Genomic DNA, 16,369 nt, shown 5'->3' on the forward strand with positions numbered 1-16,369 from the left:
CGACTAAAATATTGCCTGTATCCGGGGTCAGACCCCGGTTTCAGGAAATATTTCTAAAAGATGGGGTCCGCCAACTCGCTGGATCGCCGTTTTGCAGCACCGTTTTCGCAACACCGGCGCCCTAGGCGCGCAGCAGGGAAATGCAAGGGACAGCGGCCCACGAGGCGGAAAGTCGGCTTGTTTTGCAGCGCACAAACTGTGGCATAATCAAAATGGAACTTTCTACACACAGGCAGCAAGCAGCATTATGAAGACGCTTTACGACAAACTCTGGGAATCGCATGTGGTGCGCACGGAGGAAGACGGCACCGCCATCCTGTACATCGACCGCCACCTCGTGCATGAAGTCACCAGCCCGCAGGCCTTCGACGGCCTGCGCGCCGCCAACCGCAACCTGTGGCGCCTGTCCGCCAACCTGGCGGTGGCCGACCACAACGTGCCCACCACCGACCGCTCGCACGGTATCGAGGATCCCGTTTCACGCCTGCAGGTTGAAACGCTGGACAACAATACCAAGGAGTACGGTGTCACGTACTTCAACATGAACGACAAGCGCCAGGGCATCGTCCACGTGATCGGCCCGGAGCAGGGCGCCACGCTGCCCGGCATGACGGTGGTCTGCGGCGATTCGCACACGTCCACCCACGGCGCCTTCGGCGCGCTGGCGCACGGCATCGGCACCTCCGAAGTCGAGCACGTGCTGGCCACGCAGACATTGCTGGCGAAAAAGTCCAAGTCGATGCTGGTGCAGGTCGACGGCGAGCTGCTGCCCGGCGTGACCGCGAAGGATATCGTGCTGGCCATCATCGGCAAGATCGGTACCGCCGGCGGTACCGGCTATGCGATCGAGTTCGGCGGCTCGGCGATCCGCGCGCTGTCGATGGAAGGCCGCATGACGGTCTGTAACATGGCGATCGAAGCGGGCGCGCGCGCCGGCATGGTCGGCGTCGACGACACCACGATCAATTACGTGAAGGGCCGCCCGTTCGCGCCCGCGGGCCCGCACTGGGAACGCGCCGTCGAGTACTGGCGCACGCTGCGCACCGAGCCGGGCGCCAGGTTCGACATGGTCGTCACCCTCGACGCCGCCGAGATCAAGCCGCAGGTCACCTGGGGCACCTCGCCCGAGATGGTGGTGCCGGTCGATGGCCGCGTGCCCGATCCCGACCAGGAAAAGGACACGGTCAAGCGCGAGGCGATGGAAAAGGCGCTGGTCTACATGGACCTGAAGCCGAACACGCCGATCGAGGATATCCGCATCGACAAGGTATTCATCGGTTCCTGCACCAACTCGCGCATCGAGGACCTGCGCGCCGCCGCCGCCGTGGTGCGCGGCAAGCAGCGCGCCTCGAACGTGAAGCTGGCCATGGTGGTGCCGGGCTCCGGCCTTGTCAAGGAACAGGCCGAGCGCGAAGGGCTGGACACGATCTTCAAGGCCGCCGGTTTCGAGTGGCGCGAGCCGGGCTGCTCGATGTGCCTGGCGATGAACGCCGACCGCCTCGACCCGGGCGAGCGCTGCGCGTCCACCTCGAACCGCAATTTCGAAGGCCGGCAAGGCCAGGGCGGGCGCACCCACCTGGTGTCGCCGGCCATGGCCGCCGCCGCCGGTATCGCCGGCCACTTCGTCGACATCCGCGCGATCCGCTGAGTTCGACTTCCCGGGTCGCGCCACAGCGCGCGCCCGGGGCCATGAACCATCTTTATCGAAGAGTCTCGAATCATGAAAACCCTGTTCGCCATCGCCCTCGCCACCATCGTCCTCACCGGCTGCAACACGGTTGCCGGCTTCGGCAAGGATGTGCAGAAGGTCGGCCAGGTCGTCGAAGGCGCCGGCAGAAAATAACCCCGCACGGCCAGGTGCCGTGCAACCAAGAAGAGCAGCATGGACAAATTTACGATCTACGAGGGCCTTGTCGCCCCGCTCGACCGCTCGAACGTCGATACCGACGCGATCATTCCGAAACAGTTCCTGAAATCGATCCGCCGCACCGGCTTCGGCCCCAACCTGTTCGACGAATGGCGCTACCTGGATCACGGCGAACCCGGCATGGATAACTCCACGCGTCCGGTGAACCCGGATTTCGTGCTGAACCAGCCCCGCTACCAGGGCGCGTCGATCCTGCTGACGCGCAAGAACTTCGGCTGCGGCTCGTCGCGCGAGCACGCCCCGTGGGCACTGGAGCAATATGGCTTCCGCGCCATCCTGGCACCCAGCTTTGCCGACATCTTCTTCAACAACTGCTTCAAGAACGGCGTGCTGCCGGTCGTCTTATCCGAAGCGCAGATCGATCATCTGTTCGACGAAGTCAAGGCCTTCCCCGGCTACCGCCTGGTGGTGGACCTTGAGCAGCAAGTCATCCGCTCCCAGGACGGCAAGATCTCCTACCCCTTCGAGGTCGATGCCTTCCGCAAATACTGCCTGATGAACGGCCTCGACGACATCGGCCTCACGTTGCGCCATGCCGACAGCATCCGTGCGTTCGAGGAGCGTCATCTGGCAAGCCAGCCCTGGCTGGCCAACTCGATCTGACAACGGTTAGAAAAACAAACATGAAAATCGCAATCCTGCCGGGCGACGGCATCGGCCCCGAGATCGTTGCCCAGGCTGTCAAGGTGCTGGGCGCACTCGACGAACAATTCGAACTGGAAACCGCCCCGGTCGGCGGCGCCGGCTACGAAGCATCCGGCCATCCGCTGCCGGAAGCCACGCTGGCGCTGGCGAAAGCGGCCGATGCCGTGCTGTTCGGCGCCGTCGGCGACTGGAAGTACGACACGCTGGACCGCCCGCTGCGCCCCGAGCAGGCCATCCTCGGCCTGCGCAAGAACCTCGGCCTGTTCGCCAACCTGCGCCCGGCGATCCTGTACCCGGAACTGGCCGGCGCCTCGACGCTGAAGCCTGAAGTGGTGTCGGGCCTGGACATCCTGATCATCCGCGAACTGACCGGCGACATCTATTTCGGCCAGCCGCGCGGCGTGCGCGAATGCCCGGATGGTCCGTTCAAGGGCCAGCGCGAAGGCTTCGACACGATGCGCTATGCGGAAGGCGAGATCCGCCGCATCGCCCACGTGGCGTTCCAGGCCGCGCAAAAGCGCGACAAGCGCCTGACCAGCGTGGACAAGGCCAATGTGCTGGAAACCTTCCAGTTCTGGAAAGACATCGTCACCGACGTGCACAAGGAGTATCCGGACGTCGCGCTGGACCATATGTACGTCGACAACGCCGCCATGCAACTGGTGCGCGCGCCGAAGAAGTTCGACGTGATCGTCACCGGCAACATGTTCGGCGACATCCTGTCCGATGCGGCGGCCATGCTGACCGGTTCGATCGGCATGCTGCCTTCGGCATCGCTGGACGCGAACAACAAGGGCCTGTACGAACCGTCGCACGGCTCGGCGCCGGACATCGCCGGCAAGGGCATCGCCAATCCGCTGGCCACGATCCTGTCCGCCGCGATGATGCTGCGCTTCTCGCTGGGCAAGGCCGAACAGGCCGACCGCATCGAGAACGCCGTCAAGGCCGTGCTGGCGCAGGGCCTGCGCACCGCCGACATCTTCGAGGAAGGCACCACCAAGGTGGGCACCGAGCAGATGGGCGACGCCGTCGTCAAGGCACTGGCGCAGTAAACAACGTGTACACGGAACGTGCCGCTGGCGCGTTCCACAAGAACATCCAAAACATCCGAGGGTAATCACATGAAATTAGTAGGTCTGGTAGGCTGGCGCGGCATGGTCGGTTCCGTGCTGATGCAGCGCATGCAGGAAGAGGGCGATTTCGAGCACATCGAGCCGGTATTCTTCTCCACGTCGAACACGGGCGGCAAGGCGCCGGCGATGGCCAAGAACGAAACCACGCTGAAGGATGCGACCAATATCGACGAACTGAAGCGCTGCGAGATCATCATCTCGTGCCAGGGCGGCGACTATACCGGCGAGGTGTTCCCGAAGCTGCGCGCGGCCGGCTGGAACGGCTACTGGATCGACGCGGCATCCACGCTGCGCATGGACAAGGACGCCGTCATCGTGCTGGACCCGGTCAACCTGAACGTCATCAAGGATGCGATGACGAAGGGCGTGAAGAACTTCATCGGTGGTAACTGCACTGTGTCGTGCATGCTGATGGGCCTGGGCGGCCTGTTCAAGGCCAACCTGGTCGACTGGATGACGTCGATGACGTACCAGGCCGCGTCGGGCGGCGGCGCGCAGCACATGCGCGAACTGCTGACCCAGTTCGGCACCATCAACGCTGCCGTGAAACCGCTGCTGGACAATCCGGCGTCGGCGATCCTGGAAATCGACCGCCAGGTGCTGGCGACCCAGCACGGCCTGTCCGCGGAAGAAACCAAGCAGTTCGGCGTGCCGCTGGCCGGCAACCTGATCCCGTGGATCGACAAGGACCTGAACAACGGCCAGTCGAAGGAAGAGTGGAAGGGCGGCGCCGAGACCAACAAGATCCTCGGCCGCGGCGAAGGCTTCGGCTCGAAAGAGATTCCGGTGGACGGCCTGTGCGTGCGCATCGGCGCGATGCGCTGCCACTCGCAGGCACTGACCATCAAGCTGAACAAGGACGTGCCGCTGGACGAGATCAACGACATCATCGCCAACGACAACCAGTGGGTGAAGTTCGTGCCGAACACGCGCGAGGCGTCGGTGCGCGACCTGACCCCGGCCGCCGTCACCGGCAGCCTGACGATCCCGGTGGGCCGCGTGCGCAAGCTGTCGATGGGCCCGGAATACATCTCGGCCTTCACCGTCGGCGACCAGCTGCTGTGGGGCGCCGCCGAACCGCTGCGCCGCATGCTGCGTATCGTGCTGGACAAGTAAGCGTCCGCTTTCTCGTCATGAAAACCGGGCCGCGCGCCCGGTTTTTTCATGGGCCGACATGCAATCTGCAAGTTGTCTCAGCGCAACAACAACCCGGTGCGCACGGTATCGGAACGCCGTATTGTTATCAAAAAGTCTTGCTATTCTAGCTCTCCTTTATTCATCACCATGGAGAGAAAATGTCCCGTTTCGCCGTTGCCGCCGCCCTTGCCGCGAGCGCCTTTGTCCTGTTGCCGGGGAGTGCCGCGGCGCAGGCCACCGTTGCCCAGTCCAGCCTGTCCGAGTACCGCTACGAATTGATCGACCTCGACGCGAACGACGGCGTCGCGCCATCGATCACGTTCAACACCACCTTCCGCGGCGTACTCGCGGCAGCGGTGGCCGATGCCAGCGAGCTGCTGTACTTCGACGGTGACGGAGGCCTGGAGGGCGATGTGTCGTTCGGCGCGGCGGCCGGCAGCGCTGCCGTGCAAGGCTGGCTTACCGACGGCGAGATCGGCACGCGCGGCAGCATCGGCAATGCCGGCGAGTATTCGGGGGCGGCCGGCTGGTATGCCGACTACACGCTCAGCGCCAACACCAGGCTGGTCTTCACGGGCCATGCCGTCGGATCGGTGGAGCGGGGTGCCCTCGTCACGGACCAGTACAGTTCCGCCGGCGTGGCGGTCCTGTTCGCGCCCGTCGACGACGACGGCTTCTCGGCGCAGCCGTACTTCGCCCGTACCGCAACCGATTCCGGCGTTCCCGGCTGGGGCAACTTCGACGAGTGGTTCACGCTGGACATCGTCAACGACGGCAGCACGGCGCTGTCATCGCAGATGGTCATCCAGATCAGCGCGAATGCCGAGGTGGCAAGCCCGGTTCCGGAGCCTGCGACCTGGCTGATGCTCGGCGCCGGCCTGGCGCTGACGGCGGGTATCGCACGCCGCCGCCGCACCGCCGGGGCAAACTGAGCGGTTCACAGGGGCGTCACGCTCCTGGCCAGAGCTTGCATGCTCCGGAGCATGATGTTATGTTGGGATTTGTCCGGGAGAGCCACTGGACGTCCGTTGCCAACTTAACACCATAAAATATGCCCGTACAAAAACGCTCCAGGGTTGCTTCATTCGCGTTGTCTGCACTGGCCAGCGCCGTCATCGGCGCGGCCATCCTCCCGCCGGCGCATGCCGCCGGCCTCGGCAAGCTTACCGTGCTGTCCGCTCTCGGCCAGCCGCTGCGCGCCGAGATCGAGCTGACAGCGGTCACGCCGGAAGAGGCAGCCGACCTGGCGGTCAAGCTGGCGCCGCTGGAAGCCTTCCGGGCCGCAAACATCGAATTCAATCCGGCGCTGCTGAACCTGCGCTTCGACATCGAGCAGCGCGACGGGCGCCGCTTCATCCGCGTGACGTCGGCGCAGCCGGTCAACGAGCCGTTCGTCGACATGCTGCTGGAGCTGTCCTGGGCCAACGGGCGCCTGGTGCGCGAATACACGTTCCTGCTCGACCCGGCCGACATGCGCAACGCGCAATCGCCGCAGGTTGCCGCACCGGTCGATGTCAACCGCGCCGCCGCCCAGGCTGGCGCACCCGCCGCATCCACTGCGCCCGCCGCACCGGCACCGGCACGCGAACGGCCCGCGGCGGCGGCACGCCCCGGCCAGCCGGCGCCAGCCGGGACCGGCGACGTCCGCGTCAAGCGCGGCGATACGCTGTCCGGCATCGCCATCGACGTCAAGCCGGCCGACGTGTCGCTCGACATGATGCTGGTGGCGTTGTACCGGGCCAATCCCGAGGCCTTCAGCGGCAATAACATGAACCGCCTGAAATCGGGCCGGATCCTGTCGGTGCCCGATGTGGACACCGTGCGCGCCACCGACCAGGCCGACGCGCGCCGCGTCGTCATCGCCCATGCGGCGGACTTCAACGCCTACCGCAACCGGCTGGCGGGCCAGGTGGAAGCGGCCACGCCGGCGCAGGGGCCGGCGGCGCAGCAAAGTGCCGGGGGCAAGATCACGGCCAAGGTCGAGGAGCGGCCGAACCCCGTCAACGAAGCGCAGGACCAGCTGAAACTGTCGAAAGCGGGCGAGGCTTCCGGCAAGGCCGGCCAGACCGGTGCTACCGAAGACAAGATCGCCAAGGACCAGCAGGTGGCCGATGCCGCCGCGCGCGTCAAGGAACTGGAAAAGAACGTCAGCGACCTCGAAAAGCTGATGGCGGTGAAGAGCCAGGCCGGCGTGGAAGCGCAGCAGGGCGCCGGCGTGCCGGAACTGGACAACAGCGGCGCGCCTGTCGCGGCCGCGCCGCAACCGCTGGCGCCCGCAGTCCCGGCCGCAGCGCCGGCCGCAAAACCCGCCGCCAAGCCCGCGGCACTGCCTCCGGCGATCGCGCCGGCGAGCGAGCCCGGCATCATGGATGCCATCAAGGACAACATGGCCGCCCTCGGTATCGCACTGGCGGCGATCCTCGGCGGCACGGCACTGATCCTGGCGCGCCGCCGCAAGGCCGGCGCCAAGGTCGTGCAGCAGAAAGCACCGGTGGCCGCACCGGTGGCGGAGCCGGCCGGGCAGTCGCTGTTTGCCGAGGCCGGCGGCCAGAGCGTGGATACCAGCAACAGCGTGTTCAATTCGAATTTCGCGCCGTCCGCCAGCCAGCTCGACATGAACGAAGTCGATCCGGTGGCCGAGGCCGACGTCTACATCGCCTATGGCCGCGATGCGCAGGCCGAGGAGATCCTGAAGGAAGCGCTGCGCACCCATCCGGACCGGCATGCGGTGCGGCTGAAGCTGATGGAGATCTACGCGAACCGCAAGGACCTGCTCGCGCTCGAGGTACAGGCCAATGAGCTGTATGCATTGACCAAGGGGCACGGCGACGAGTGGGCGCAGGCCGCCGCGCTAGGCCGTTCGGTCGATCCGGGCAATCCGCTGTACGGCGCAGCGGGAGGTGCAGGGCCGCTGGCCGCCACCGCCGCCGCGGCAGGCGCCGCCGCGCTGGCCGCCGATGCGATCCATTCGCCGGCGCACTCGTCCGATTTTGCCGCGGCGCTGGACGATGCCGCGCGCGCCCGCGCCGCCGAGCCCGCACCGCACGAAGGCCTGGATCTCGACCTGAGCCAGGAACCGGCCCCGGAAGCGGCCGTCAACGCGCTCGACTTCGATTTCGCCGATACGCCGGCACCGGCGCCGGCGGCCGAAGATCGCCTGGCGGACTTCGATTTCAGCGACGCCACCGCGCAGCCGGACGCGCCGGCAGCCGAACCGCCCGCCACGCCGGTACCGCCGAAGGTGAGCGACGCGGGCGATGCGGAACACTATCTCGACTTCGACCTGGGCGGCCTGGACTTCGAGCCGACGCCGCAGGAAGCCGACAGGGCGGCCGCAGCCAGGAGCGCGCAGGCGCCGGCCGACCCGTCCGACCTGGCATTCGACGTGCCGGCCCAGCCCGCACCCGCACCTGCATCTGCTCCTTCCGCGGCCGAGCCGGATTTCGACTTCGACCTGCCGCCGGACGACAAGGCCGCGACTGGCGCGGCCGCGCCGGGTGCCGACCCATTGGCCGAGCTGGACCTGATGGACTTCGACGTGCCGCCGCCATCGTCGGCTCCGGTGGCCGCCGATCCGGCACCTGCGCTGGACAAGGAACCGGACCTGGGCTTGCCGGACCTGTCCGAACCGCCGGCCGCGGCCCCGCCGCCACCGGAATTCGACCTGTCGGGCATCGACCTGGACCTGGACGAAACGGCCACGCCGCAAGACGGCGCGGCTGGCGTGCCGGCAGCGCTGACGCCGCAGCAGATGGAAATGGATACCAAGCTCGACCTGGCAGTTGCCTACCAGGAGATCGGCGACAAGGAAGGCGCCCGCGAGCTGCTCGACGAAGTGCTGCGTGGCGGCAGCAGCGAACAGGTGGCGCGCGCCAACCAGATGCTGGCGCAGCTGGGTTGATGCGGCGGGCCGGTTACAGCGGAGTCGGCGCGGCGGAGAGGCCGGGTTCGCTGCCTTGCCCGCTACCTCGACCGCTGCCTTGACCGCTATAATGCCCGCTCTTTCATCACGATCGGGTTGGCATTGAAACGCATCGCACTGGGCGTCCAGTATAACGGCGCCGATTGGCAGGGATACCAGGTCCAGCCGCATGGCCAGACCGTGCAGGACAAGCTCGAGGCGGCGATCGAACGCTTCGCGTGCGTCCGCATCGGCACCACCTGCGCCGGCCGCACGGATGCGGGCGTGCATGCGCTGGGGCAGGTGGTGCATTTCGATACCGACCTGCAGCGCGAACCCCATGCGTGGGTACGCGGCATCAATGCCTTCCTGCCCGATTCGATCGGCGTGCGCTGGGCCATGCCGCTGCACGAGGTGATTCCCTATGGCGATGCCGAATTCCAGCCCGAGCTCGATTTCCATGCGCGCTTCTCGGCACGCTCGCGTACCTATCATTACCTGCTGTACAACAACGCGGTGCGCGCGCCGCTGCTGTCCGGCCGTGCCGGCTTCTCGCACCGGCCGCTGGACGTGGAGCGGATGCGCGCCGCCGTCCGCCCGCTGCTGGGCCGGCACGACTTTTCGGCGTTCCGCGCCGCCGGATGCCAGGCCAAGACCCCGGTCAAGGAGATGTACGAGATCGGCATCGAGCGGCACGGCGACATGATCCTGTTCACGCTGCGGGCCAGCGCGTTCCTGCACCACATGGTGCGCAACCTGGTCGGTTCGCTGGTCTACGTGGGGCAGGGCCGGGAAAACACCGACTGGCTGGGAGAACTGCTGGAAGGGCGCAACCGCACGCTGGCCGCGCCCACCTTCATGCCGGACGGCCTGTACCTGGCGCAGATCGAATACGACAGCAAGTGGGGCCTGCCGCAGGAATCCCCGCGCATCCTCCCCGCCTTTTAAAAGGGAAAACCCATGCACCGTACCCGCATCAAGATCTGCGGCCTGACCCGCGAAGAAGACGTGGCCGCCGCCGTGGCCGCCGGGGCCGATGCGATCGGCTTCGTGTTCTACCCGAAGAGCCCGCGCTACGTGACGCCGCAACGCGCGGCCGAACTGATCGCGGCCCTGCCGCCGTTCGTTACGGCCGTCGGGCTGTTCGTCAATGCGTCGGCTGAAGAGGTGGCGGAGATCGTGCGCGTGGCGCCGGTCGGCCTGCTGCAGTTCCATGGCGATGAAACGGCCGGGCAATGCGCGCTGGCCGCTGCGGCCGCCAACCGGCCGTTCGTGCGGGCCTTCCGGGTAAAACCGTCCACGACCGGTACCGAGCTGCTAGAATACGACGCACATAGCCGCGCCTCCTCGTCCCTGTTCAACGGAGTGCTGCTCGACACGTTTGTCGATGCCTATGGCGGCGCAGGAAAGGTTTTCGATTGGTCTGTCATTCCAAAAGAACTCGCGCATCGGGCCGTTTTGAGTGGTGGCTTGAGCGTGCAAAATGCGACTGGCGCGGTGGCGCAGGTTCGCCCCTGGGCGGTTGACGTCAGTTCCGGCGTCGAAGCCGCCAAGGGGATCAAGGATGCCGGCCTGATCGCGCAATTCATTGCCGCGGTCAGGGCCGGCGATGCAACCCCCGGGAACGGCGTGCAGGTTCGTACTGATTGAAGCGTACGGCAGCGGCGTTCCCGTTTTCAGAGAACGCCCCATGAATTCCCCATCCGAACTCGCTGCACCGCTGTTCCACGCCACCGATTACCAGCTGCCCGACAGCACCGGCCACTTCGGCCCGTATGGCGGCTCCTTCGTCGCCGAAACGCTGACCTATGCGCTGGCCGAGCTGAACGAGGCCTATGCCCGCTACAGCCAGGATCCCGCATTCCTCGAAGAATTCCGCTACGAGCTGAAGCACTTCGTCGGCCGGCCATCGCCGATCTACCACGCCAAGCGCTGGTCGGAGATCGCCGGCGGCGCGCAGATCTACTTCAAGCGCGAAGACCTGAACCACACCGGCGCGCACAAGATCAACAACGTGATCGGCCAGGCATTGCTGGCCAAGCGCATGGGCAAGCCTCGCATCATCGCCGAGACCGGCGCCGGCCAGCATGGCGTGGCCACTGCCACGATCTGCGCCCGCTTCGGCCTCGAGTGCGTCGTCTACATGGGTTCGGAGGACGTCAAGCGCCAGGCCCAGAACGTCTACCGGATGAAGCTGCTGGGCGCGACCGTCGTGCCGGTCGAATCCGGATCGAAGACGCTGAAGGATGCGCTGAACGAAGCGATGCGCGACTGGGTCACCAACATCGAAAACACCTTCTACATCATCGGCACGGTGGCCGGTCCGCATCCGTATCCGATGCTGGTGCGCGACTTCCAGTCCGTGATCGGCGAAGAGTGCCTGGTGCAGATGCCGGAGATGACGGGCCGCCAGCCCGACTACGTGCTGGCCTGCATCGGCGGCGGCTCGAACGCGATGGGCATCTTCTACCCGTACATCGACCAGAAGGAAACGCAGCTGATCGGCGTGGAAGCGGCCGGCGAAGGCCTCGACACGAGCAAGCACGCGGCCTCGCTGACGAAGGGCTACCCGGGCGTCCTGCATGGCAACCGCACCTACCTGCTGCAGAGCGACGATGGCCAGATCATCGAAACGCACTCGGTTTCCGCCGGCCTCGACTACCCGGGCGTGGGCCCCGAGCATGCGTGGCTGAAGGATTCCGGGCGCGCGCAATATGTCTCCATCACCGACGAGGAAGCGCTGCAGGCCTTCCATGACTGCTGCCACATCGAAGGCATCATTCCCGCGCTGGAATCGTCGCACGCGCTGGCCTACGCCGCCAAGCTGGCCGCCACCCTGCCGAAGGACAAGATCGTGCTGGCCAACCTGTCCGGCCGCGGCGACAAGGACATGCACACCGTGGCCGAGCGGATGGGCATGAACTTCAGCTGATTGTTGCTCAAAACCGGGGTCTGACCCCGGCGTCGAGAAATATTGCTGAAATTCGGGGTCAGGAAAGAGTGATCGCTTGCAAGCGATCACCGCTCCACAGGCGCGGAGCATGCTCCACGAAACCCCTGCTGCGCTCCCATACTTAAGAAACATTTGCCGAGAATAATATGTCCCGTATCGCCCAGACGTTCGCCGCGCTGAAAGCGCAAAACAAGACCGGTCTCGTGACCTTCATCACCGCCGGCGATCCGTCGCCGGCATCGACGGTGCCGCTGCTGCATGCCCTCGTGGCGGGCGGTGCCGACGTGCTGGAACTCGGCGTGCCGTTTTCCGACCCGATGGCCGAAGGCCCCGTCATCCAGCGTGCCTGCGAGCGCGCACTGGTGCACGGCGTCGGCATCCGCCACGTGTTCGACTATGTGCGCGAATTCCGCAAAACCAACCAGCACACGCCTGTCGTGCTGATGGGGTACGCCAACCCGATCGAACGCATCGGCGTCGATGCCTTTGTCGAGCAATCCCGGGAAGTCGGTGCCGACGGCGCCATCGTCGTCGACTACCCGCCCGAGGAGTGCGAGGCATTTGCCGCAAAAATGCGTGCCGCCGGTCTCGACCTGATCTTCCTGCTTGCGCCGACCTCGACCGAAGCGCGCATCGCCCAGGTCGCCAAGGTGGGCAGCGGTTTTTCCTACTATGTGTCGCTGAAGGGCGTGACCGGCGCCGGCCACATCGATACCGCCCAGGTGGCCGAGCGGATCGCCGAGATCCGCCGGCACGTCAGCCTGCCGATCGGCGTCGGCTTCGGCATTCGCGATGCCGCCACCGCGAAGGCGCTGGCCGGCGTGGCCGATGCCGTCGTCATCGGCAGCCGGATCATCCAGGAAATCGAGGCCTCCGAGCCCGAGCAGGCGCCCGCCGCCGTGCAGGCTTTCGTTGCCGGCATCCGCCAGGCGCTCGACGCGTAAATCCAGGCGCTCGACGCGTAAATCCAGGCGCTCGACGCGTAAATCTCACGGCCGAGCCCGTGTCCTCGTGCCTGGCACCGTGACACGGACTGATGCGTAAATCTCATGGTCGAGCCCGTGTCCTCGTGCCTGGCACCGGGACACGGACTGATGCGTAAATCTCATGGTCGAGTCCGTGTCACCGTGCCTGGCACCGGGACACGGACTGATGCGTAAATCTCACGGTCGAGCCCGTGTCACCGTGCCTGGCACCGGGACACGGGCTCGGCCATTGCCTTTCCAGGCCGCCTGGAATCTCACGTTCGTTCGCAAAATTGTCAATTTTGAATGTTCGACACGACAGGCGGAAACGGCTACACTTCGCCCCTCAGTTAGAGCAACAGGAGAAAATATGAGCTGGTTGGAAAAACTGCTTCCCCCCCGCATCCAGCGCTCGGAAGCTGCCGCTCGCAAGACGATGCCGGAAGGCCTGTGGGTCAAGTGCCCCTCCTGCGAGGCGGTCCTGTACCGTACCGATCTCGAGTCGAACCTGCATGTCTGCCCGAAGTGCGATCACCACATGCGCATCCGCGCCCGCGAGCGCCTCGATGCGCTGCTCGACGCCGGCGGCCGCTACGAGATCGGCCAGGAAACGCTGCCGGTCGATTCGCTGAAGTTCAAGGACAGCAAGAAATACCCGGATCGCCTGAAGCAGGCGATGGAAGCTACCGGCGAGACCGATGCGATGGTGTGCCTGGGCGGTTCGATCATGAGCCTGCCGGTCGTCGTCGCCTGCTTCGAATTCGAATTCATGGGCGGCTCGATGGGCTCCGTGGTCGGCGAACGCTTCGCCCGCGCGGCCCAGGTCGCGCTGGAACAGAAGGTGCCGTTCATCTGCATCACCGCCACCGGCGGGGCGCGGATGCAGGAGGGCCTGCTGTCGCTGATGCAAATGGCCAAGACGACGTCGATGCTGACCAAGCTGTCCGAGAAGAAGCTGCCGTTCATCAGCGTGCTGACCGACCCGACGATGGGCGGCGTGTCCGCCTCGTTCGCCTTCATGGGCGATGTGGTGATGGCCGAGCCGAAGGCGCTGATCGGCTTTGCCGGCCCGCGCGTGATCGAGAACACGGTGCGCGAAAAGCTGCCGGAAGGCTTCCAGCGCAGCGAATTCCTGCTGACCAAGGGCGCGATCGACATGATCGTCGACCGCCGCAAGATGCGCGAGGAAATCGCGCGCCTGCTGGCGCTGCTGCAGAACCAGGCGGTGGAAGTTCTCGCTTGATCGTGCTGGCATGACCGGCCCGAAGTAAGGCCACCGCAGCGCGGCACGACGGGGCCGGGTCCGCAGGGACCCGGCCCCGTTTCACGTGGTGCGATAGAATCACGTCTTTGCGCTCAATCCCCCGCTTCTTCCCCAACTGACATGCCCACCCCGACCACCCTGCCAGAATGGCTCGCGCTGCTGGAATCGCGCCACGCCGAAACCGTCATCAACATGGGCCTCGACCGCGTGCGCGCCGTCAAGGAACGCCTGCAACTGCAGTTCACCTGCCCGGTGATCATGGTCGCCGGCACCAACGGCAAGGGGTCCACGTGCGCGATGCTGGAATCGATCCTGCTGCGCGCCGGCTACCGGGTCGGGCTGTACATCAAGCCGCACTTCCTCGACTTTAACGAGCGCGCCCGCGTCAATGGCGATCTGGCCTCCGACGCCATGCTGGTCGAGGCATTCGATGCCGTCGAGGCCGTACGCGGCGACACGCCGCTGACCTATTTCGAGTTCACCACCCTGGCGATCATGCACCTGATGAGCAAGTCGGCGCTCGACGTGGCGATTCTCGAGGTGGGCCTGGGCGGGCGGCTCGATGCCGTCAACGTGATCGATGCCGATGTCGCCATCGTCACCAGTGTCGACATCGACCACGTCGACTACCTGGGCGGCACGCGCGAGCAGATCGGTTTTGAGAAGGCCGGCATTTTCCGCCCCGGCAAAGCAGCGATCTGCAGCGACCCGGTGCCGCCGCAGGCCCTGATCGACCATGCCGGCGCGATCGGTGCCGACCTGTGGCTGATGGGCCGCGACTTCAACTATGCCGGCGACAAGCAGCAGTGGAACTATGGCGGCCGCGGCCAGCGCCGCAACGCGCTGGCTTACCCGAGCCTGCGCGGCGCCAACCAGCTGCTGAACGCGTCGGCCGCGCTGGCTGCGCTCGAGGTGCTGAAAAACGAGCTGCCGGTCGGCGCGCAGGAAGTGCGGCATGGCCTCGTCACCGTCGAACTGCCGGGCCGTTTCCAGGTGCTGCCGGGCCGCCCCACCGTGATCCTCGATGTTGCACACAACCCACATGCGGCCTCGGCGCTGAACCAGAACCTGGGCAATATGGGTTATCACCCGTACACGTTCGCCGTGTTCGGTTCGATGCACGACAAGGATATCGATGGCGCCATCAAGGCGATCGGCGGTTCGATCGATCACTGGTGCCTGGCCACGCTGCCGTCGCCGCGCGCGGCCAGCGCATCGGAACTTGCCGCGAAAGTGCAGGGTACCGTGCCGGATCCCCATGAAAAAACCGTCCAGGTGTTCGATACTCCGGCACAAGCTTTTGCAAATGCAATGAGCCGGGCGGGCGAGAATGATAGAATTGTGGTCTTTGGCTCGTTCCTGACGGTGGCTGGCGTCATGGCCGCCCGAAAATCCTCCCTTCATTGAAATCACGCATGGGCTTGTTCTCGAAATTCGGCAAAAACAAGCAGCAGTCCCCAGAAGACAGCGGCTACTACCGCGCCGCGGATGACCGCGCGATCACCGAGCGGGCTCGCTCCAAGCGCGCCTCGTCGGCCGACGCCGGCGCAGGTGCGACCCGCGGCCGCGGCCGCAAGGATGCGCCCGATCCCGTCCTGCCCGAGAAAAAGCGCGCACGCCGCCGCCTGGTCGGCGCGATCGCGCTGGCGCTGGCCGTGGCGATCGGCTTGCCGATGGTGCTCGACTCCGAACCGAAGCCGCTGGCAAACGATATCGCCATCCAGATTCCGCCGCGCGACAAGCCGGAAGCTGCCCAGCCGGCCGGGAACAAGGAAGACAGCGAGCCGCACAGCGCAACGGACAATGAGCAGGCCGTCGACAGCAAGACCGCGCAAGCGGAGGCTCTCGACCAGAGCGAGGAAATCGTCGAACCCGAAGACAATACGCCGGTGGTTGCCGCGCCGCCGCGCCCGCTGCCCGACCTGGTGAAACCGCAACCGGCGAAGGTGGCCAAGGTGGAGCCGAAGCCGGAACCGAAACACGAGGCAAAGCCGGAGCCGAAGCACGAGCCGAAAGTGGCGGGCTGGGACGAGCCGAAGCCGGAGCCGAAGAAGCTTGCCGAGGCCCGGCCGGAGCCGAAGAAGCCTGAACACAAGGTGGAAACGAAGCCGGAGCCGAAGCAGGAAGCGAAACCGGCACCGAAAACCGATGACGCGGCGCGCGCATTGGCGCTGCTCGAAGGCAAGGCAGCGCCGGCGGCGACGCCGGCCGACAGCGGCCGCTATGTCATCCAGGTGGCGGCACTGGCCGCCCGCGACAAGGTCGAGGAATTGCAGGGCAAGCTGCGCGATGCCGGCATCCGGTCGTTTACGCAGAAGTCGCCGTCCGGCGAACTGACGCGCGTGAAGGTCGGACCGTTCGGCAGCCGCGAAGAAGCGGAAAAGGCCAAGGCGAAGCTGCAGAAGATCGGCCTGTCGGGCAGCCTGAGCCCGGCCTGACGCGCT

General features: G+C 65.9%; 14 protein-coding genes. All 14 read left to right on the top strand.

Annotated elements, in window-relative coordinates; translation table 11 throughout:
* The first annotated feature begins 244 nt into the window (after nt 1-244).
* Nucleotides 245-1,648 (top strand): 3-isopropylmalate dehydratase large subunit, encoded by a 1,404-nt coding sequence (leuC, locus tag FHS02_RS25790; RefSeq protein WP_137317447.1) that lies wholly within the window; start codon nt 245-247, stop codon nt 1,646-1,648.
* A gap of 72 nt (nt 1,649-1,720) precedes the next feature.
* Nucleotides 1,721-1,843: an entericidin A/B family lipoprotein gene (locus FHS02_RS25795; protein WP_137314145.1), complete on the top strand. Its 123-nt coding sequence runs from the start codon at nt 1,721-1,723 to the stop codon at nt 1,841-1,843.
* 39 nt (nt 1,844-1,882) lie between these two features.
* The gene (leuD, locus tag FHS02_RS25800; protein ID WP_137314144.1) at nt 1,883-2,530 is read left to right on the top strand and encodes a 3-isopropylmalate dehydratase small subunit; all 648 of its coding nucleotides are present in this window, start codon (nt 1,883-1,885) and stop codon (nt 2,528-2,530) included.
* A 20-nt stretch (nt 2,531-2,550) separates the two neighbouring features.
* Nucleotides 2,551-3,624, top strand: coding sequence for a 3-isopropylmalate dehydrogenase (gene leuB / locus FHS02_RS25805; RefSeq protein ID WP_137314143.1), 1,074 nt, complete (start codon nt 2,551-2,553; stop codon nt 3,622-3,624).
* A gap of 69 nt (nt 3,625-3,693) precedes the next feature.
* Nucleotides 3,694-4,821, top strand: coding sequence for an aspartate-semialdehyde dehydrogenase (asd, locus tag FHS02_RS25810; protein WP_137314142.1), 1,128 nt, complete (start codon nt 3,694-3,696; stop codon nt 4,819-4,821).
* Between the two features lie 179 nt (nt 4,822-5,000).
* On the top strand, nt 5,001-5,774 hold the full coding sequence (locus FHS02_RS31715) for a PEP-CTERM sorting domain-containing protein (protein WP_137314141.1): 774 nt from the start codon (nt 5,001-5,003) through the stop codon (nt 5,772-5,774).
* Between the two features lie 119 nt (nt 5,775-5,893).
* Nucleotides 5,894-8,743 carry a motility hub landmark protein FimV gene (locus FHS02_RS25820; protein ID WP_137314140.1) on the top strand — a complete coding sequence of 950 codons (2,850 nt, stop codon included), beginning with the start codon at nt 5,894-5,896 and terminating at the stop codon, nt 8,741-8,743.
* Between the two features lie 123 nt (nt 8,744-8,866).
* A complete protein-coding gene (gene truA / locus FHS02_RS25825; RefSeq protein WP_137314139.1) occupies nt 8,867-9,691 on the top strand; it encodes a tRNA pseudouridine(38-40) synthase TruA in 825 nt (274 codons plus the stop codon).
* 12 nt (nt 9,692-9,703) lie between these two features.
* Complete coding sequence (locus tag FHS02_RS25830; protein WP_137314138.1) at nt 9,704-10,393, top strand: phosphoribosylanthranilate isomerase; 690 nt, start codon at nt 9,704-9,706, stop codon at nt 10,391-10,393.
* 40 nt (nt 10,394-10,433) lie between these two features.
* A complete protein-coding gene (gene trpB / locus FHS02_RS25835; protein ID WP_137314137.1) occupies nt 10,434-11,675 on the top strand; it encodes a tryptophan synthase subunit beta in 1,242 nt (413 codons plus the stop codon).
* A gap of 167 nt (nt 11,676-11,842) precedes the next feature.
* Nucleotides 11,843-12,640 carry a tryptophan synthase subunit alpha gene (gene trpA / locus FHS02_RS25840; protein ID WP_137314136.1) on the top strand — a complete coding sequence of 266 codons (798 nt, stop codon included), beginning with the start codon at nt 11,843-11,845 and terminating at the stop codon, nt 12,638-12,640.
* A gap of 391 nt (nt 12,641-13,031) precedes the next feature.
* Nucleotides 13,032-13,904 carry an acetyl-CoA carboxylase, carboxyltransferase subunit beta gene (gene accD, locus FHS02_RS25845; protein WP_137314135.1) on the top strand — a complete coding sequence of 291 codons (873 nt, stop codon included), beginning with the start codon at nt 13,032-13,034 and terminating at the stop codon, nt 13,902-13,904.
* Nucleotides 13,905-14,045: 141 nt separating this feature from the next.
* Nucleotides 14,046-15,332, top strand: a complete 1,287-nt coding sequence (folC, locus tag FHS02_RS25850) for a bifunctional tetrahydrofolate synthase/dihydrofolate synthase (RefSeq protein ID WP_137314134.1) — start codon at nt 14,046-14,048, stop codon at nt 15,330-15,332.
* 8 nt (nt 15,333-15,340) lie between these two features.
* Nucleotides 15,341-16,363: an SPOR domain-containing protein gene (locus tag FHS02_RS25855; RefSeq protein WP_137314133.1), complete on the top strand. Its 1,023-nt coding sequence runs from the start codon at nt 15,341-15,343 to the stop codon at nt 16,361-16,363.
* Nucleotides 16,364-16,369 lie beyond the last annotated feature (6 nt).

The organism is Pseudoduganella umbonata (genome assembly GCF_014192225.1).
Taxonomy (GTDB): Bacteria; Pseudomonadota; Gammaproteobacteria; order Burkholderiales; family Burkholderiaceae_D; genus Rugamonas; species Rugamonas umbonata.